This is a genomic window from Micromonospora sp. NPDC049257, from assembly GCF_040678915.1.
GTDB lineage: Bacteria > Actinomycetota > Actinomycetes > Mycobacteriales > Micromonosporaceae > Micromonospora > Micromonospora antibiotica.
The window spans coordinates 230071-248250 of the sequence record NZ_JBFAQU010000005.1 but is presented as its reverse complement, the minus strand read 5'-3'; the positions used below and the strand labels follow the sequence as shown (position 1 = coordinate 248250).

Here is an 18180-nt window from a genome sequence, read left to right as displayed (position 1 = left end):
GTCCCCGGTGAGCGCGAGGAGTGCAGCGCAGCGGAGCCCCGCAGTCGCGAACGGAAGGTCGGTCCGGTGAGCGCGAGGAGTGCAGCGCAGCGGAGCCCCGCAGTCGCGAACGGAAGGTCGGTCCGGTGAGCGCGAGGAGTGCAGCGCAGCGGAGCCCCACAGTCGCGAGCGAAAGGCATATCCAGTGAACCCGGTGCAGCAGGCGGTGGTCTGGCTCAACGACCCGCTCAACTGGACCAATCCCGGTGGGGTGCTCGACCGGGTCGGGGAGCACCTGAGCATGTCCGTCGCGGCGGTGCTGCTGGGCTGCCTGGTGGCCTGGCCGGTCGGTCTCTGGCTGGGGCACTCGGGGCGCGGCGGCGGAGCGGTCGTGTTGATCTCCAACCTGACCCTGTCCATCCCGACGCTGGCGCTGCTCACCATCCTCCCGCTGACCTTCCTCGGATTCGGGCGTCCGGCGGTGGTGGTCGCCCTAGCCGTGTTCGCGGTGCCGCCGCTGCTGGCCAACGCGTACACCGGGGTGCGGCAGGCCGACCCGGAGGCCCGGGACGCGGCGCGCGGGATGGGGCTGTCCGGGTGGCAGGTGCTGCGGCGGGTGGAGTTGCCGCTGGCGGTGCCGTATCTGGCCGCCGGGTTCCGGACGGCCGCCGTGCAGGTGGTGGCGACGGCGGCACTGGCCTCGTTCGTCAACGGTGGTGGGCTGGGCCAGATCATCCGGGCCGGCTTCGGACTGGACATCGCGGCCGGTGGCGGGCAGATCATCGCCGGTGGGGTGCTGGTGGCCGGGCTGGCGTTGGCGGCGGAGGGGCTGCTGGCACTGGTCGAGCGGGTGGTGACTCCGCGACCGCTGCGGCGTACCCGGCGGGTGGCGAACCGGCGGGCGGCGGACGCCACGGCGGGGAACTGATCCCTTTCCGTGACGATCACGTTACGAAAGCGGTTCAGAGTTTGTCGGTCGGTCCGGAAGGATATTGGCTGAACCCGCGGGCGGCGGCCGTCGCCCGTCGGACACGCGGCCGGCCCTGCCCGGGCCGTGCCGGGACACGGAAGGCGGGCACGATGCGCGTACGGACACGGCTGGCGGTGGGTGCGGTGGGCGCCCTGACCATGGCGGGTCTGTTGACCGGGTGCGGAGACGCCGGCTCGTCCGGCACCGATGCTCCGGAGCAGGGCGCGAGCGGTGCGGGTTGCGCCCCGGTCGCCGGTGAGCAGCTTGTCGTCCTCGACGACGACAAGAAGCTCCAGAACACCGACAACATCATTCCGGCGGTCAACGCCAAGGTGGCGAACCCGCAGCTGCTCGCCGCGCTGGACAAGGTCTCCGCCGTGGTGGACACCCCGAAGCTGATCGCCCTCAACAAGGCCGTCGACGTGGACCGCAAGACGCCGAAGGCGGCGGCCGAGGAGTTCGCCGTCGCCACGGGTCTGACCACCGGCATCGCCAAGGGGCCGGGTGGGCAGATCGTCGTCGGGGCGGGCAACTTCTCCGAGAGTCAGACCCTGGCCGAGCTGTACAACATCGCCCTCACGGCGGCCGGCTACCAGGTCAAGGTGCAGCAGATCGGCAACCGCGAGCTGTACGGGCCGAGCCTGGAGAAGGGCGAGATCCAGGTCGTCCCCGAGTACGCGGCGACCATGGCGGAGTTCCTCAACACCAAGGCCAACGGCAAGGACGCCACCCCGGTCTCCTCGCCGGAGCTGGACAAGACGGTCAGCGCGTTGAAGTCCGAGGGTGACAAGGCGGGCATCACGTTCGGCACCCCGTCCTCGGCGCAGGACCAGAACGCCTTCGCGGTGACCAAGGCGTTCGCCGACAAGTACTCCCTCAAGACCCTCTCCGACCTGGCGGCCAAGTGCTCCGGCAAGGACACCGTGCTGGCCGGCCCGCCGGAGTGCCCGCAGCGGCCGAAGTGCCAGGCCGGTCTGGTCGAGGTCTACGACTTCAAGGCCGGTTCGTTCAGCTCGCTGGACGCCGGTGGCCCGCAGACCAAGAACGCGCTGAAGACCGGCACCGCCAGCGTGGGCCTGGTCTTCTCGTCCGACGGCGCGCTCGCCACCAGTTGAGTGTTCCCGGTCGCGGTCGGCTCCCCCCGACCGCGACCGGGCCCGTCCTGAGTCGTTTCTCACCTTCCCCGTCTACGGGTGCGGCGACGACCTCGGTGCACGGGGCAGGTCAGCCGGGCCCGCTGCGCCGTACCGGCCGAGATCGGGGCATTTCTGCCCTGGGACCGTTCCCAGCCCGCGTACATCTCGGTAGGCTGCACAGCCATGCCCTCCCCGGTCGTCTCCGAGAAGCGCAGCCCGCAGCTCCTGACCGTCCTGTTCTGGATCGGGGTGGCGTTCGCGCCCATCGCCGCGCTGATCCTGTTGTTCGCCGACGGCAACGGTCCGCTGCGGTTCGCCGCGGTGCTGGCCATCACCGCCGTGGTGCTGATCGGCCTCTCCATCGCACTGCGGGCCGACGGCGGCACCCGGTCGTCCGACGCGGAGGTGCTCGACGAGCTGGCGCAGCTGCGGCGCGAGCTGCGTAGCGAGATCGTCGCCGCCGCCCAGCGCGGCAACCAGGCGTTGGACCAGTCCCAGCGGGCCGAGGAGCAGGTCACCGCGTTGCGTCGCCGGCTGGATGCGGTGACAGCCGATCTGGCGACGGCCGCCGGCGACCCGCCGGCCGTCGAGGATCGGGCCGTCGGTGCGGGCCGGGCCCGGGTCCCGGCCGTCGAACCGGCGCCGGAGGTCCCGGTCGGCCGTCGGCGGGCCGTCGCCGAGGAGAGCCCGCCGGACTGGGGCGCGGCGGATGACGCCGAGCCGGTCGCGACGGGCCGGGGCCGGGTCGCCGCCGACCGGGAGACCCCCGCAGCGTCCGGCCGCCGGTACGCCCCGGACCGCCCGGCCACCGGCCAGTCCGGCCAGCCCGGCGGGTACGGGGCGTCCGCTCGCGAACCACGTGGCCCGGTGCCCGGTGCCGAGTCGACGTCGCGTCCGCTCGGCGTGGTGCGGCACACCGAGACGGTGCACGTGACCACCCGGCACACCGTCGTCGACGGTCCCGATCCGGCCGGCGGCTACGGCGGTGGGTACGCCGGTCGTTGGACGCCTGGCGCGGAGCAGCCGTCCTGGGCCGGTGGGGAGCCGCAGCACCCCTGGTCGGGTCAGGCGGAGCCGCCCGGCCGGGACTGGTCCGCCCCGTCGGACGACCGGTCCCGGGCGTCCCGCCCGCCGTCCCGCGACGAGCGGGCCTGGCCGGCCGCGTCCGGCCCCTCGTGGGGTGCCCCGGCCGACGACCGTCCCGAGCAGCCCCGTCCCGAACCGGCCCGCACCGAGTGGTCCCGTCCCGAGCAGCCCCGCCCCGAGTGGTCCCCGGTCGGTGGGGAGGGCGGCGTCAGGTCGTCCGGCGGCCGGTCCGGCTGGACCGAGACCCGTGGCGAATCGTCCGCGCCCGAGGTGCCGGCCGGTGACCGGTGGGCCGAGAACAGGGCCGACCCGCCGGCCCGCGAGGTACGCGCCGGTGACCGCTGGGCCGAGGTGCGCGACGACGGGCGTGCCCGGGAGCTGCGGGTCGGGGAGCGCCGGGCGGAGGTGCACGCCGACGGCGCCGGTTACCACTACTCCGACCGGTGGGCCTCGGTCCGGCAGGAGGACCCGTACCGGCAGGAGGACGCCTACCGGGAGGAGCCGGCGCGGACCGGTGAGCGGTGGGGTGGCGGACGGTCGACGCCGGAGGGCCGCCCGGCGTTGCCGGCGGGTGGTGTCCCGGTGCCGCAGCAGTGGCGGGAGCCGGCGCGCAGTCACCGGCCGGCCGAGCAGTGGTCGGCCGGGGCCGCCCAGCCCGCGCCGTCCGCACCGGACTGGTCGGCGTCGGTTGCCCAGCCGGCCCAGGAGCGGCCGGGGCGGGCCGTCCCGCCGGGCGAGGAGTGGCCGGGCGGCGTACGACAGCCGTCGCCGGACTGGTCCACGCGCACCGGGCAGTCCGCTGTGGACCGGTCCGGGCGGTCCGGACCGGCGGCTGCGGACCGGTCCGCTCCCGTGGACGACCAGCGGTGGGGCGGGCAACCGGCCGAGCAATGGCGGGACCGGGAGCCGGTGGTGTCGTGGCGTACCCCCGACCCCGAACCACGCGGGCACCAGCAGTCCGACGGCGAGGAGCGGTACGGCTACCCCCCGCAGGACGACGCCCCGCGCGCCGGCGGCCACTGGCGCTGACCGTCCGGGTACCGGGCCGGGCCCACGTGCCGGGCAGGGCCGGATCAGGCCCCCGTTGCCGGACCAGGTCGGGCCCGGGTGTGGTGTTGGCCCCGGTCTACTTGTCGATGTCGCCGACCACGAAGAACATCGAGCCGAGGATCGCGATCAGGTCGGGCACCAGGCAGCCGGGCAGCAGGGTGGCCAGCGCCTGCACGTTGGCGTACGACGCGGTGCGCAGCTTGAGCCGCCACGGCGTCTTCTCGCCCCGCGAGACCAGGTAGTAGCCGTTGATCCCGAGCGGGTTCTCCGTCCAGGCGTAGGTGTGCCCCTCGGGGGCCTTGACCACCTTGGGCAGCCGGGTGTTCACCGGCCCGGTGAGCCGGTCGACCCGGTCGAGGCACTGTTCGGCGAGGTCGAGGGAGGCGTACACCTGGTCGAGCAGCACCTCGAAGCGGGCGTGGCAGTCGCCCGCGGTGCGGGTGACCACCGGCACGTCGAGCTGGTCGTACGCCAGGTAGGGGTCGTCGCGGCGCAGGTCCAGGTCGAGCCCGGAGGCGCGGGCGACCGGCCCGGACGCCCCGAACGCGGCGGCGTCGGCGGCCGACAGCACCCCCACCCCGACGGTACGGGCCAGGAAGATCTCGTTGCGTCGGATCAGCCGGTCCAGGTCGGGCATCCGGCGGCGGACCTCGCCGATGGCGGCGCGGGCCCGTCCGGTCCAGCCGGCGGGGACCTCCTCCTTGAGCCCGCCGACCCGGTTGAACATGTAGTGGATCCGGCCGCCGGAGACCTCCTCCATGACCGCCTGGATGGTCTCCCGTTCCCGGAAGGCGTAGAAGACCGGGGTGATCGCGCCGATCTCCAGCGGGTACGAGCCGAGGAACATCAGGTGGTTGAGCACCCGGTTCAGCTCGGCCAGCGCCATCCGCAGCCAGGTGGCCCGCTCGGGCACCTCCATGCCCATGAGCCGTTCGACGGCGAGCACCACACCCAGCTCGTTGGAGAACGCCGACAGCCAGTCGTGCCGGTTGGCCAGCACGATGATCTGCCGGTAGTCGCGGACCTCGAACAGTTTCTCCGCGCCCCGGTGCATGTACCCGACGATCGGTTCGGCGGCGACCACCCGTTCCCCGTCGAGCACCAGCTTCAGCCGCAGCACGCCGTGCGTCGAGGGGTGCTGCGGGCCGATGTTGAGCACCATGTCGGTGCCGAGCTGCTCCCCGCCGGCCCCGGTGCCGACGGTCAGCTCGCGCAGTTCACCGGTGTCCGTGGTCATGCCGGTCATCGTGCCATGAGCGCATCGACGGCGACGCCGACCGGCTGGAGCAGCCAGTGGTGCCCGCCGAGTCCGGCCGGGTCGGTCAGCTCGGCCACCGCCGAGGCGGCGGCGAGGGCCCGCACGTACCCGGCGGGGTCGCTGCCGGCCAGGCTCAGCGCCGGTCGCCCACCGTCGGCCCCGAGCGCGAGCAGCGCCTCCCGCTGCGACACCAGCGTGTACGCACACCCGGCGACCTGCGCACCGGTGGCGGCGACGGAGTCCATGGCGACGTGCGCGGTGATGTCGCACGACCCGTCCGGCACCGGAGGCACCTGCCGTCCGTTCCGGTACCCGGTCAACGTCCCGTCGACCGGCCGCCGCTCGCGCAGGTGCCCGTAGTCCACGGCCAACGCCACCCCCTGCCGCAGCCGCCCGACGGCCCGCCCCCACGCCTCGTCCCGACTCCGCCCCACCTCAACCCGCCCCCCTCGCTCCCCCCGCCCGGTGATCAAGAGGTTTGCGTCAGGTTCGAGCCCCTCCGTTGACGCAAACCTCTTGATCACCGGGGCGGTGGTGGGGGGCGCGGCCGGGGTTGGGGTGGGGATTGGGGTGGGGTGCCAGGTGGTCAGCCAGGTGAGGTCTTCCGGGGTCAGCGGGGGGCCGGGGGTCTCCTCGCCGGTGCTCGGGTCCACCAGGTGGTAGCGCCAGCCGGTGCCGGTGGGGACGGCCACGTCCAGGGGGACGTTGTCCAGCCATTCGGTCGCGGTCAGCAGGCCGGTGATTCCCGCCGGGGGTTCGGTCGTCCAGGCGATGTCGGGCGGCAGGTCCGCCGGGCGGGGGGCCGGTTCCACGGCCGTGAGGCGTAGGCGGTGGGCCAGCGGCGTCGCAGCCGCGCCGGGCGTCGCCGACCCGTGGGCCAGGGCGGCCAGGGCGCGCAGCAGCTCACCCCGGCCCGCACCCACGTCCACCACGTCGAACGGGGTGGGGAAACCGAGGGCGGCGTCGAGGCGGGACACGAGCCGGAACACCGCCGCCGTGAACGCCGGGGAGGCGTGCACGCTGGTCCGGAAGTGGTCGGCCGGGCCGGACCCGGAGACGAAGAAGCCGCGCGGCCCGTAGAGGGCGGCGTCCATGGCGTACCGCCAGCGAATCGCGTTCATCCCGTGTTCAGCGTCCGTCACCGTGCCGACCCTACGGTCTGCGGGCATGAGACGAATCGTGATCTCCGCGCTGGCGGTCGTACCGCTGCTGGTGACGACCACCGGTGCCGCCGCCGCGCCCGCCCGCGACGACGTGCCGCGTGCAGTCCGGGCGGTGGCCGAGACACCCGCCCTGTTCGCCGACGCCGCCGGTGGCGACGCCGACGCCGACGATCCGGCGATCTGGGTGCACCCGACCGACCGGGCCGGCAGCCTGGTGGTCGTCACCGCCAAGAACGGCGGCCTGCGGGTGTACGACCTGCGGGCCCGGGAGCGGCAGGCGATCGCCACCCCGCCGGCACCCGGCCCGGACGACGAGGCGGGCCGGTTCAACAACGTCGACCTGGTCAGCGGCTTCCGGCTGGCGGGCCGGCCGGTCGACCTGGCGGTGGTCACCGACCGGGGACGCGACCAGCTCCGGTTCTACCGGATCGATCCGGTGTCGCGGCGGCTGGTCGACGTGACCGCGCCGCAGCCGCCGTTCGCGTTCAGCCGGGACCAGGCGGAGGTGAACACCCAACGCACCGCGTACGGGTTGGGCACGTTCACCGACCGGGACGGGGCCGCGTACGCGGTGGTGAGCCGGCGCAGCACCCCGGAGGTGGGGGTGTTCCGGCTGGTGGAGCGGGCCGGGAAGGTCAGCTACCGGCCGGTGGGGCGGCTGGTGCTGCCGTCGACGTTCACCCTGCCGGACGGCTCCGCCTGGTCGCCGTGCACCGACCCGGGGGACGGCCCGCAGGTGGAGGGGACGGTGGTGGACCCGGCCACCGGCGTGGTGTACCTGGCGCAGGAGAAGGTCGGCCTGTGGCGGACCCGGCTGGTCGCTGGCCGGTTCGTGGGCGTACCCCGGCCGGTGGAGCGGGTCCGCGAGTACGGCGTCCCGGCGGTCTTCGACCCGGCGGCCGACGACTGCGTGGCCGACGACACCGCCGACCCGGGCTTCGGCGGGCGGATCGCCCAGGACGTGGAGGGGCTGACGATCCTGCCCACCGGTCGGGACGCGGGCACCCTCGTCGTGTCCAGCCAGGGCGACGACACGTTCTTCACCTACGACCGGGTCACCAACCGGCCGACCGGGCGGTTCGCGGTGGTCGACGGACGGGTCGACGGCGTGCAGGAGTGCGACGGGGCGGCGGTGACGGCGACGCCGCTGCCGGGCTTCCCGGGCGGGCTGCTGGTGGTGCAGGACGGCCGTAACACCCCGACGACGCCGGACGGGGACGACGGGGTACGCCCGGACACCAACGTCAAGTTCGTCGACGCCGGGTTCCTGGCCGGCCACCGGTGAGCTGCCGCACCCGGTGAGCTGCCGCACCGGGTGGGCCGCCACACCCGGTGAGCTGCCGCACCCGGTGAACTGCCGCACCGGGTGGGCTGCCGCACCGGGTGAGCTGCCGCCGTCGGGCCACCCGGTGCCCGGGGTCGGTGAAGGTTTTCACACATCCTTGTTCGGGTTCCCTGCCCCCGGCGCATACTTGCGATCGACCGGTACCCCCTTCGAGGACTGGATCGTTGCCATGAGCGCACCGCTGCGCCCCCGTCCGGCTGCCCCCGGCGTCGCCGTACCGCAGGGCCCCGCCGCACCCGGTGTCCCGTTCGTCCTTCCCCCCCAGCTCACCGTGGGTGTGGTCGGTGCCGGCCGGGTGGGTGCGGTGCTCGGGGCGGCGCTGGTCGCCGCCGGGCACCGGGTGGTCGCCGCCTCCGGCGTCTCCGGGGCGACCCGGGCCCGGATCGCGTTGCTCCTGCCGGACGCGGTGACCCGGTCGGCGACCTCGGTCGCCCGGGAGGCCACCGACCTGCTGCTGCTCGCCGTCCCCGACGACGCGCTGGCCGGTGTGGTCGCTGGTTTGGCCGACACCGGGGCGCTGCACCCCGGCCAGGTGGTCGCGCACACCTCCGGCGCGCACGGCCTGACCGTGCTGGCCCCGGCCGCCGCCGTCGGTGCCCGGCCGTTGGCCCTGCACCCCGCGATGACCTTCACCGGTACGCCGGACGACCTGTCCCGGCTGGCCGGCATCTCCTACGGGGTGACCGCCCCGGTGGAGTTGCGGGCGGCGGCGGCCCGGCTCGTCGCCGACCTGGGCGGGGTGCCGGAGTGGGTGGGGGAGACCGACCGGGTCCTCTACCACGCGGCCCTGGCGCACGGCGCGAACCACCTGGTGACCCTGGTCAACGAGGCGGCCGACCGGCTGCGGGACGCCGGGGTGACCCAGCCGGAGAAGGTGCTGGCCCCGCTGCTGCGGGCGGCGTTGGAGAACGCCCTGCGGCTCGGCGACGACGCGCTCACCGGCCCGGTGTCGCGTGGCGACGCGGGCACCGTACGGCGGCACCTGGCCCGGCTGGCGCAGACCGCGCCGGAATCCGTGGCCCCCTATCTGGCGTTGGCCCGACGGAGCGCGGACCGGGCGATCGCGGCGGGCCGGCTGCGCCCGGTCGACGCCGAGTCCCTGCTCGACGTGCTCGCCGGCATCCACCGCGAGGTGGCGGCGTGAGCCGGTTTTGCGAGCCCGGCAGTCGCGAACGGAGGGCGGGTTGGTGAGTGCGAGGAGTGAGCCGGTTTTGCGAGCCCCGCAGTCGCGAACGGAGGGCGGGTTGGTGAGTGCGAGGAGTGAGCCGGTTTTGCGAGCCCCGCAGTCGCGAACGGAAGGCGGTTCAGTGACGGAACTGGTGCACACCCGGGTGGAGTTGGCGAAGGCCCGGGCGGGGCTGGCCGGCACGGTCGGTGTGGTGATGACGATGGGTGCGCTGCACTCGGGGCACGAGGCGCTGATCCGGGCGGCCCGGGAGCGGGCCGACCACGTGCTGGTGACGATCTTCGTGAACCCGTTGCAGTTCGGCCCGAACGAGGACTTCGACAGGTATCCGCGCACCCTCGACACCGACCTGGAGGTGTGCCGGCGGGCCGGTGCGGACCTGGTGTTCGCCCCGGCCGTGACCGACATGTACCCGGACGGGCAGCCCACGGTCCGGGTCAACCCGGGTCAGCCCGGTGAGGAGTTAGAGGGGCAGAGCCGGCCCGGTTTCTTCCACGGGGTGCTGACCGTGGTGTTGAAGCTGCTCCAGCTCACCCGGCCCGACGTGACCTTCTTCGGGGAGAAGGACTACCAGCAGCTCACCCTGGTCCGTCGGATGGCCCGGGACCTGGACGTGCCGGTCGAGGTGGTCGGTGTGCCGACCGTACGGGAGCCGGACGGGCTGGCCCGGTCCAGCCGTAACCGCTACCTGTCGGCGGACGAGCGGCAGGTCGCGTTGAGCCTCTCGGCCGCGCTGCGGGCCGGGGCGGACGCCGCCGGGCGGGGCGCGGACGCCGGTGACGTGCTGGCCGCCGCGCACCGGGTGCTCGGCGAGGTGCCGGGTGTGCGACTGGACTATCTGGTGCTCACCGATCCGGATCTGGAGCCGGGGCCGGTCGCCGGCCCGGCCCGGCTGTTGATCGCGGCCTGGGTGGGCACCACCCGGTTGATCGACAACCTGGCGATCGACCTCGCCCCCCGCTCCTGACCACGCACACCACCTGTCGAGAGGCAAGCCGATGTTCCGGACCATGCTCAAGTCGAAGATCCACCGGGCGACGGTGACCCAGGCCGACCTGCACTACGTCGGCTCGGTGACGGTGGACCAGGATCTGCTCGACGCCGCCGACCTGCTCCCGGGCGAGCAGGTGGCGATCGTGGACGTGACCAACGGGGCCCGGCTGGAGACGTACGTGATCCCGGGGGAGCGGGGCAGCGGGGTGATCGGCATCAACGGCGCGGCGGCGCACCTGGTGCACCCGAACGACCTGGTGATCCTGATCTCGTACGGTCAGATGGACGACGCGGAGGCCCGGACGTACCGCCCCCGGGTGGTCCATGTGGACGCCGACAACAGGGTGGTTGAGCTGGGCGGCGATCCGGCGGCTGCGGCCCCGGGGACGGCCGGGGACCCGGTGCCGAGTCCGCTCGCCGTCGTGGGCTGACCGGAATTCCGGTCTGTTACCGGAAGGTCATTTTTGGTTACCCTGGACTGACCGTCGGATTGACGGTCGTCGGCTGGGGGAGGCCGCGTTGCGTCGTCCGATGAGGGTCTTGATCGCCGCGTTGGCGGTGGGTGTGGTCCTGGCGGGCTGCGGTGCGCCGGGCGGCCTCGACGGCGATCTCACCGACGACTGGGCGGCCCTGCCGCCGGCCGGGCCGTTCACCCCCGAGGCGGGGGTTTGTCAGGTCGCCGACTTCACCGACACGGTCGCCCTGGCGGCGTACGCGCCGGTGGACTGCGCGGTGCCGCACCGGGTGGAGACGGTGCACGTGGGCGCGTTGCCGGGCGAGCGGGTCGTCGCGCCGGTCACCGGTTCGGCGGAGTTGCGGGGTGCGTTCGCCGAGTGCGACACCCGGGCCGCCGGTTACCTGGGCGACGACTGGCGGGCCGGCCGGCTGCGGCTGGCGGTGGCGCTGCCGACCGCGCTCGGCTGGACGGCCGGGGCCCGTTGGTTCCGGTGCGACCTGAGCGAGGTGACCACCGTCGAGGCGGCGGCCACCGTGGTCACCCGTACGGGCAGCCTGCGGGACGCGTTGAAGGGCCCGTCGCCGCTGCGGTTGGGCTGTCAGCGGGCCAAGAGCGGCCGGGGTGCCGGGGTGCAGGTGCTGGTGCCGGTGGAGTGCTCGACCGTCCACGAGGCGGAGTTCGTGGGCGCCTGGAAGGCCCCCGACCGGGCCTATCCGGTCAAGGACGTCGACTGGCTGCCGCTGTACGCCGGCTGCCGCAGCCTGCTGGGTCGCTACGTGGGTGTGCCGGACGACGCCGACCTGCGTTTCCGCAGCGGCGTGGTGGTGCGTCCGCCGGGGCCGGGCCGGTGGCGGGTCGGCGACCGGGGGGTCCGTTGCTACCTGTGGTTGAGCGACCGGACGGTGACCGCCTCGCTGAAGGGCGGCGGACCGGCCGCCCTGCCGGTGCGGACGAAGTAGCGGACGGGGTAGCCGAAACCACTCGTCCCGCCCCCGCCGCCCGTCGCGAGGATCGTTCGGGTTGACTGTGGCTATGGAACTCCCGCCGACCGTCGACCTGCCGGCCCTGCCCAGACTGTTGGCTGCTCCCGCGCCCGGTTGGGTGGAGACCACCGATGTGATCGTGGTCGGCTCCGGGGTGGCCGGGTTGACCGCCGCGCTGCACCTGCGCGAGGCGGGCCTGCACGTCACCGTGGTCACCAAGGTCAACATCGACGACGGGTCGACCCGCTGGGCGCAGGGCGGCATCGCCGCCGTACTCGATCCGGCCGACTCGCCCGCCGCGCACGCCCGCGACACCGAGATCGCCGGGGTCGGACTCTGCGACCCGGCGGCCGTGCGGCTGCTGGTGGAGGAGGGGCCGCTGCGGCTGCGGGAACTGATGCGCATCGGCGCGGAGTTCGACCGCAACCCGGACGGTTCGTTGATGCTCACCCGGGAGGGCGGGCACCGGGCCGACCGGATCGTGCATGCCGGTGGGGACGCCACCGGGGCGGAGGTGCAGCGGGCCCTGCACGCGGCGGTGCGCCGGGACCCGTGGATCCGCCTGGTCGAGCACGCCCTGGTGCTGGACCTGCTGCGCGCCCCCGGCGACGACCCGGACTCTCCCGGCCCGGCCTGCGGCATCACCCTGCACGTGCTGGGCGAGGGCAGCGAGGACGGCGTCGGCGCGCTGCTGGCCCGCGCGGTGGTGCTGGCCACCGGCGGGATGGGGCAGGTCTTCTCGGCCACCACCAACCCGGCGGTCTCCACCGGTGACGGGGTGGCGTTGGCGATGCGGGCCGGGGCGGCGGTCACCGACGTCGAGTTCGTGCAGTTCCACCCGACCGCGCTGATCGTGCCGGAGCAGGCCCGGGTGCCGGGCGCGGGCCTGGCCCAGCAGCCGCTGGTGTCGGAGGCGCTGCGCGGTGAGGGCGCCCACCTGGTCGACGCCGACGGCAAGCGGTTCATGCTCGGCCAGCACGAACTGGCCGAGCTGGCCCCCCGGGACGTGGTGGCCAAGGGCATCCACCGGGTGCTGCTGGCCACCGGCGCGGCCCACGTCCATCTGGACGCCCGGCACCTCGGCGCGAACTTCCTCGCCGGGCGGTTCCCGACCATCGTCGCGTCCTGCCTGGCCATCGGGGTCGACCCGGCGACGGATCTGATTCCGGTCGCCCCGGCCGCCCACTACGCGTCCGGTGGCGTCCGCACCGACCTGCGCGGCCGGACCTCCATCCCCGGCCTGTACGCCTGCGGCGAGGTCGCCTGCACGGGCGTGCACGGCGCGAACCGGCTGGCCAGCAACTCGCTGCTGGAGGGGTTGGTCTTCTCCCGCCGGATCGCCGAGGACATCGCCGCCGGGCTGCCCGAGCAGGCGCAACCGGCGCAGACCGGTGCCTGGGTGGGCGGCGGGGGTGGGGTGCTGCCCGCCGAGGGGGTGCCCGCGTTGCAACGGGCGATGACCCGGGGCGCGGGGGTGCTGCGGTCGGCGTCGACCCTGGCCGCGACCGCCGCCACCCTGACCGAGCTGGGGCAGGGCCAGGGTCGGCCGGGCACCGCCGGCTGGGAGGCGACGAACCTGGTCACCGTGGCGTCCGCCCTGGTCGCCGCCGCGTACGCCCGCCAGGAGACCCGGGGCTGCCACTGGCGGGAGGACTTCCCGGCGGCCGACGAGCGGTGGCGCGGTCATCTCGTCGCGGCCGTCGGTGCCGGGGGTGACCTCACCGAACGCTGGGAGGGCCTGCCCTGACCCGGAGCGGGCCGGGTTTGCGAGCCCCGCAGTGGCGAACGAAGGGGGGCGGGTGAGTCCGAGGAGTGAGCCGGGTTTGCGAGCCCCGCAGTGGCGAACGAAGGGGGGCGGGTGAGTCCGAGGAGTGAGCCGGGTTTGCGAGCCCCGCAGTGGCGAACGAAAGGAAATGCAGTGCGGGAACCGACGCGACAGGCGTTGACGGCGGGCGGGTTGGACCCGGAGCGGGTCCGGCGGGTGATCGTCGACGCGCTCACCGAGGATCTGGGGGCGGACTTCGTCGACGTCACCAGCGTCGCCACCGTTGCGGCCGGGCAGACCGACACCGCCGACCTGGTGGCCCGGGAGGCCGGGGTGGTGGCCGGGCTGGCGGTGGCGGCGGCGGTGTTCGAGCTGGTCGGCGAGGTGAGCGCTGCGGAGCGTACCGTCGAGGTGGTGGTGGTGGCCCACGACGGCGCGCGGGTGGCCCGGGGTGAGGTGCTGGCGACGGTGACCGGCCCGACCCGGCTGCTGCTCACCGCCGAGCGCACCGCGCTGAACCTGCTCTCCCGGATGTCCGGGGTGGCCACCCACACCCGGGCCTGGGCGGACGCCCTGGCCGGCACCAAGGCGACGGTGCTGGACACCCGCAAGACCACCCCGGGCCTGCGGATGCTGGAGAAGTACGCGGTCCGGGCCGGCGGTGGCACCAACAAGCGGATGGGCCTGTACGACGTCGCCATGATCAAGGACAACCACAAGCTGGCCGCCGGTGGTGTCGGGGCGGCCTTCCGTCGGGTCCGGCAGACCTTCCCGCAGGTGCCGGTGCAGGTCGAGGTGGACACCCCGGCCGAGGCGGTGGAGGCGGTGGAGGCGGGCGCGGACTTCCTGCTGTTGGACAACATGTCCCCGGCGACCCTGCGCGAGGTGGTCGCGGCGGTCGGCGACCGGGCCGAGCTGGAGGCGACCGGTGGGCTGACCCTGGAGGTGGCCGCCGAGTACGGGGCGACCGGGGTGGACTACCTGTCGGTGGGTGCCCTGACGCACTCCTCGCCGATCCTGGACATCGCCCTGGACCTGCGCGAGCGGTGAGCCGGCCGGGCCGCCGGCTACCCGTCGGTGCGGGGCAGCGGGTCCGGCCCACTGCTCGCCTGCGGTGGGCCGGTCGGCGTCTAGGCTGCGTGCGTGCTGCTCTGCATCGACATCGGAAACACCAACACCGTGCTGGCGACCTTCGACGGCGACAAGCTGGTGCACTCGTGGCGGATCAAGACCGACGCCCGTTCGACAGCGGACGAGCTGGGTCTGATGTTCCGGGGGCTGCTCGCCGGTGACGCCGTGGAGATCACCGGGGTGGCCGCCTGCTCGACGGTGCCGGCGGCGCTGCGCTCGCTGCGGACCATGCTGGCCCGTTACTACGCCGACCTGCCGAGCGTGGTCGTCGAGCCGGGGGTCCGCACCGGGGTGCAGCTGGCCATCGACAACCCGAAGGAGGTGGGCGCGGACCGGGTGGTCAACACGCTGGCCGCGTACACCCTCTACGGGGGTCCGTCGATCGTGGTGGACTTCGGCACCACCACCAACTTCGACGTGATCAGCGGTCGGGGGGAGTTCCTCGGTGGGGCGTTCGCCCCGGGCATCGAGATCTCCTTCGACGCGTTGGCGGCCCGCGCCGCCCAGCTGCGTAAGGTGGAGGCCAACAAGCCCCGCTCGGTGATCGGCAAGAACACCGTGGAGTGTCTCCAGTCCGGCCTCTACTTCGGCTTCGCCGGGCAGGTCGACCGGATCGTCGAGCGGATGACCGAGGAGTTGGGCCAGGTCCGGGCGGTGATCGCCACGGGCGGGCTGGCCTCGGTGGTGATCGGCGAGTGCCGGACCATCACCCACCACGAGCCGATGATCACCCTGATCGGGCTGCGCATGGTCTACGAACGCAACACCTGATCACGACGGCCGGTCGCGGCGGTTCAGCGCCGCCGGGCCCGGAAGACCAGCGTCTGGTACGGCAGCTCGACGGTCTCCCGGCCGGCCAGGTCGGGGTGGGTGGCGAACAACTCGCGCAGGTCCCGCTCCAGCCGTTGCCGCTGCTGCGGGGCGGCGACCAACCAGTGTGAGCGGGTACGCAACAGCCCGAGGACCTCGTCGGAGGTGACGGTCGTCCGGTGGGTGAACCGGCCCAGCTCGACCGGGCCGAAGGCCGCACCGAAGGTGGTCACCTTCACCGTCAGGTCGCTGACGTTCTCCCCCATCTGGGCGATCCGCCCCAGCTCGGCCACCCAGCCGACCGTTTCGTCCCGGATGTTCCAGATCGGGGCGAAGATGCCGTGCGGCCGGAGCACCCGGGCGATCTCGACGTGCGCGCGTTCCCGGTCGAACCAGTGGTAGGCCTGGCCGACCAGCACCGCGTCGGCGCTCGCGTCGGGCAGCGGGACCGCCTCGGCGCAGCCGGCGAGGGCGGTGGTCCCGGGAACGGCCGTGTCGAGCCGGGCCCGCATCGCCGGGTCGGGTTCGACCGGAGTGACCCGGTGGCCGAGGGCCCGCAGGTCACGGGTGAGCAGGCCGGTGCCGGCACCCAGGTCGACCACGCTGGCACCCGCACCCGCACCCGCACCCGCACCCGTGCCGGCCAGCGCCCAGCGCAGCGCCTCGGCCGGATAACCGGGTCGAAACCGGTCGTAGTCGGCGGCGACCGTACCGAAGGACCGTGCCCGGGTGTGCTCGACCATGCCGGGCAGGTTATCCCGTAACGGCCGCTCGGGGGCATGAGTACGCTCATGGGCTGACCCAGTCGAAACTCCCTTAGCCGAGGAAGCGTGCCGTGACCGAGCAGAACGCCGTGCCAGTGGACCCCGCCGACGACCTTCCCGAGCAGATGAAGGTCCGCCGGGAGAAGCGGGACCGGATGCTCGCCGAGGGCATCGACCCGTACCCCGTCGGTTACCCCCGGACCAGCACCCTGGCCGAGGTGCGCGAGCGGTACGCCGAGCTGCCCACCGACACCGCGACCGGGGACCGGATCTCGGTCACCGGCCGGGTGATCTTCGTTCGGAACACCGGCAAGCTCTGTTTCGCCACCCTGCGCGACGGCGACGGCACCGAGTTGCAGGCGATGCTCTCCCTGGACCGGGTCGGCGCGGAGCGGCTGGACGCCTGGAAGCGCCTGGTCGACCTGGGTGACCACGTGGGTGTCACCGGCGAGGTGATCACCAGCCGGCGCGGTGAGCTGTCGGTGCTGGCCGACGAGTGGGCGGTCACCGCCAAGGCGCTGCGCCCGTTGCCGGTGGCGCACAAGCCGCTGAGCGAGGAGGCCCGGGTCCGGCAGCGTTACGTGGACCTGGTGGTCCGTCCGCAGGCCCGGCAGATGGTCCGGACCCGGGCCGCGGCGGTACGCAGCCTGCGTGACTCGTTGCACGGTCAGGGATTCATCGAGGTCGAGACGCCGATGCTCCAGTTGCTGCACGGCGGCGCGGCGGCCCGCCCATTCGTGACCCACAGCAATGCGCTCGGTACTGATCTGTATCTGCGAATCGCGCCGGAACTGTTTCTCAAGCGCGCCGTGGTCGGCGGGGTCGACCGGGTGTTCGAGATCAACCGCAACTTCCGCAATGAGGGAGTCGACTCGTCGCACTCGCCGGAGTTCGCGATGCTGGAGACCTACCAGGCGTACGGCGACTACGACACGATGGCGGCGTTGACCCGTAATCTCGTGCAGCAGGCGGCGGTGGCGGTCAGCGGCTCGACGACGGTGACCCACGCCGACGGTCGGGAGTTCGACCTGGGTGGCGAGTGGCGGTCGGTGACCCTGTTCGGGGCGCTTTCCGAGGCGCTCGGCGAGGAGGTCACGGTCCGCACCGAACGGACCCGCCTGGTGGAGTACGCCGACAAGGTGGGGCTCGCGGTCGACCCGAAGTGGGGGCCGGGCAAGCTGGCCGAGGAGTTGTTCGAGGAACTGGTGGTGCCGAGCCTCCAGGCGCCGACCTTCGTGCGGGACTACCCGGAGGAGACCAGCCCGTTGACCCGGGGTCACCGCACCGAGCCCGGCCTGGCCGAGAAGTGGGACCTCTACGTGCTCGGCTTCGAGCTGGGCACCGCGTACACGGAGCTGGTGGACCCGGTGGTGCAGCGGGAGCGGCTGGTGACGCAGGCGCAGCTCGGTGCCCGGGGCGACGACGAGGCCATGCGGCTGGACGAGGACTTTCTCCGGGCGATCGAGTACGGAATGCCGCCGGCCGGGGGTATGGGAATGGGAATCGACCGGCTGTTGATGGCGCTGACGGGGCTGGGAATTCGGGAAACCATCCTCTTCCCCTTGGTCCGCCCCGAGTAGCCTGCGGTGAGACCTTTGCCGGGTCGTTACGGCGTCCTATTGACGCGGCAAGCGTCGGGGGGGTTATCGTGCTCCTATTGCAGGAGCACCCTGCTCGAAAGGAATGTGGGACGTGGCCAAGCAGATCATTCACAAGCTGGTCGATGACCTGGACGGCGGGGACGCGGACGAGACCGTCAAGTTCGCCCTCGACGGCGTTCAGTACGAGATCGACCTGTCGAACTCCAACGCCGACAAATTGCGGGACGTTTTCGCGCCGTACGTGGCTGCCGGCACCCGGGTCGGCCGGGGCGGCGTGGTCGTGGGTGGCCGGGCCGCCCGGGGCCGGGGCGGCGCGACCGCCGACCGCGAGCAGAACAAGGCGATCCGGTCGTGGGCCAAGAAGAACGGCAAGGACATCTCCGACCGGGGTCGTATCCCGCAGGAGATCGTCGACGAGTACCACGCGACCCGCTGAGCTGTCAGTGGCGAACCGACGCCGGGCCGGAGCACCCCTCCGGGCCGGCGTCGCCGTCTCGGAGCAC

The 18180-nt window shown here is 73.5% G+C and carries 16 protein-coding genes; 13 read left to right on the top strand and 3 right to left on the bottom strand.

Annotation, left to right across the window (positions count from 1 at the left end; translation table 11 throughout):
• The first annotated feature begins 184 nt into the window (after nt 1-184).
• The 3 genes from AB0K25_RS11295 (at nt 185) to AB0K25_RS11285 (ending at nt 4200) form a co-directional block, all read left to right on the top strand.
• A complete protein-coding gene (locus AB0K25_RS11295; protein ID WP_208567752.1) occupies nt 185-907 on the top strand; it encodes an ABC transporter permease subunit in 723 nt (240 codons plus the stop codon).
• A 152-nt stretch (nt 908-1059) separates the two neighbouring features.
• Nucleotides 1060-2064 (top strand): glycine betaine ABC transporter substrate-binding protein, encoded by a 1005-nt coding sequence (locus AB0K25_RS11290; RefSeq protein ID WP_363819829.1) that lies wholly within the window; start codon nt 1060-1062, stop codon nt 2062-2064.
• Nucleotides 2065-2268: 204 nt separating this feature from the next.
• Nucleotides 2269-4200 carry a hypothetical protein gene (locus AB0K25_RS11285; protein ID WP_357536465.1) on the top strand — a complete coding sequence of 644 codons (1932 nt, stop codon included), beginning with the start codon at nt 2269-2271 and terminating at the stop codon, nt 4198-4200.
• Nucleotides 4201-4297: 97 nt separating this feature from the next.
• Here AB0K25_RS11285 and AB0K25_RS11280 read toward each other — a convergent pair whose 3' ends face one another.
• Together AB0K25_RS11280 and AB0K25_RS11275 are read right to left on the bottom strand one after the other, a co-directional pair.
• A complete protein-coding gene (locus tag AB0K25_RS11280) occupies nt 4298-5467 on the bottom strand; it encodes an NADH-quinone oxidoreductase subunit D (RefSeq protein ID WP_219465076.1) in 1170 nt (389 codons plus the stop codon).
• A complete protein-coding gene (locus tag AB0K25_RS11275) occupies nt 5464-6600 on the bottom strand; it encodes an SAM-dependent methyltransferase (protein WP_363819892.1) in 1137 nt (378 codons plus the stop codon). Before AB0K25_RS11275 ends, AB0K25_RS11280 begins: the two co-directional genes overlap by 4 nt.
• A gap of 46 nt (nt 6601-6646) precedes the next feature.
• On the opposite strand from AB0K25_RS11275, the gene AB0K25_RS11270 reads away from it, so the two are divergent.
• The 8 genes from AB0K25_RS11270 to AB0K25_RS11235 all read left to right on the top strand — a co-directional run bounded on the left by AB0K25_RS11270 (nt 6647) and on the right by AB0K25_RS11235 (nt 15273).
• Nucleotides 6647-7927 (top strand): phytase, encoded by a 1281-nt coding sequence (locus AB0K25_RS11270; protein ID WP_363819825.1) that lies wholly within the window; start codon nt 6647-6649, stop codon nt 7925-7927.
• Nucleotides 7928-8156: 229 nt separating this feature from the next.
• The gene (locus AB0K25_RS11265; protein ID WP_219465072.1) at nt 8157-9131 is read left to right on the top strand and encodes a DUF2520 domain-containing protein; all 975 of its coding nucleotides are present in this window, start codon (nt 8157-8159) and stop codon (nt 9129-9131) included.
• Between the two features lie 163 nt (nt 9132-9294).
• Nucleotides 9295-10140 (top strand): pantoate--beta-alanine ligase, encoded by an 846-nt coding sequence (gene panC / locus AB0K25_RS11260; RefSeq protein ID WP_219465070.1) that lies wholly within the window; start codon nt 9295-9297, stop codon nt 10138-10140.
• Between the two features lie 31 nt (nt 10141-10171).
• Complete coding sequence (panD, locus tag AB0K25_RS11255; protein WP_208567759.1) at nt 10172-10597, top strand: aspartate 1-decarboxylase; 426 nt, start codon at nt 10172-10174, stop codon at nt 10595-10597.
• A gap of 100 nt (nt 10598-10697) precedes the next feature.
• Nucleotides 10698-11582 carry a septum formation family protein gene (locus AB0K25_RS11250; protein ID WP_357536461.1) on the top strand — a complete coding sequence of 295 codons (885 nt, stop codon included), beginning with the start codon at nt 10698-10700 and terminating at the stop codon, nt 11580-11582.
• 73 nt (nt 11583-11655) lie between these two features.
• Nucleotides 11656-13353, top strand: a complete 1698-nt coding sequence (locus AB0K25_RS11245) for an L-aspartate oxidase (RefSeq protein ID WP_219465068.1) — start codon at nt 11656-11658, stop codon at nt 13351-13353.
• A gap of 171 nt (nt 13354-13524) precedes the next feature.
• Nucleotides 13525-14421, top strand: a complete 897-nt coding sequence (gene nadC, locus AB0K25_RS11240; RefSeq protein WP_357536459.1) for a carboxylating nicotinate-nucleotide diphosphorylase — start codon at nt 13525-13527, stop codon at nt 14419-14421.
• 93 nt (nt 14422-14514) lie between these two features.
• On the top strand, nt 14515-15273 hold the full coding sequence (locus AB0K25_RS11235; protein WP_208567763.1) for a type III pantothenate kinase: 759 nt from the start codon (nt 14515-14517) through the stop codon (nt 15271-15273).
• Between the two features lie 23 nt (nt 15274-15296).
• Here AB0K25_RS11235 and AB0K25_RS11230 read toward each other — a convergent pair whose 3' ends face one another.
• Complete coding sequence (locus tag AB0K25_RS11230) at nt 15297-16055, bottom strand: class I SAM-dependent methyltransferase (RefSeq protein ID WP_363819818.1); 759 nt, start codon at nt 16053-16055, stop codon at nt 15297-15299.
• Nucleotides 16056-16147: 92 nt separating this feature from the next.
• On the opposite strand from AB0K25_RS11230, the gene lysS reads away from it, so the two are divergent.
• Nucleotides 16148-17656, top strand: coding sequence for a lysine--tRNA ligase (gene lysS, locus AB0K25_RS11225; RefSeq protein ID WP_219465062.1), 1509 nt, complete (start codon nt 16148-16150; stop codon nt 17654-17656).
• A 112-nt stretch (nt 17657-17768) separates the two neighbouring features.
• A complete protein-coding gene (locus AB0K25_RS11220; protein ID WP_168222573.1) occupies nt 17769-18113 on the top strand; it encodes an Lsr2 family protein in 345 nt (114 codons plus the stop codon).
• Nucleotides 18114-18180: the final 67 nt, after the last annotated feature.

Excerpts from the sequence above, each read along its gene's own strand:
- AB0K25_RS11290 (WP_363819829.1), top strand. The coding sequence starts at position 1,060 with ATGCGCGTACGGACACGGCTGGCGGTGGGTGCGGTGGGCGCCCTGACC.
- AB0K25_RS11285 (WP_357536465.1), top strand. The coding sequence starts at position 2,269 with ATGCCCTCCCCGGTCGTCTCCGAGAAGCGCAGCCCGCAGCTCCTGACC.
- AB0K25_RS11280 (WP_219465076.1), bottom strand. The coding sequence starts at position 5,467 with ATGACCGGCATGACCACGGACACCGGTGAACTGCGCGAGCTGACCGTC.
- AB0K25_RS11275 (WP_363819892.1), bottom strand. The coding sequence starts at position 6,600 with ATGAACGCGATTCGCTGGCGGTACGCCATGGACGCCGCCCTCTACGGG.
- AB0K25_RS11270 (WP_363819825.1), top strand. The coding sequence starts at position 6,647 with ATGAGACGAATCGTGATCTCCGCGCTGGCGGTCGTACCGCTGCTGGTG.
- AB0K25_RS11265 (WP_219465072.1), top strand. The coding sequence starts at position 8,157 with ATGAGCGCACCGCTGCGCCCCCGTCCGGCTGCCCCCGGCGTCGCCGTA.
- panD (WP_208567759.1), top strand. The coding sequence starts at position 10,172 with ATGTTCCGGACCATGCTCAAGTCGAAGATCCACCGGGCGACGGTGACC.
- AB0K25_RS11250 (WP_357536461.1), top strand. The coding sequence starts at position 10,698 with ATGAGGGTCTTGATCGCCGCGTTGGCGGTGGGTGTGGTCCTGGCGGGC.
- AB0K25_RS11245 (WP_219465068.1), top strand. The coding sequence starts at position 11,656 with ATGGAACTCCCGCCGACCGTCGACCTGCCGGCCCTGCCCAGACTGTTG.
- AB0K25_RS11230 (WP_363819818.1), bottom strand. The coding sequence starts at position 16,055 with ATGGTCGAGCACACCCGGGCACGGTCCTTCGGTACGGTCGCCGCCGAC.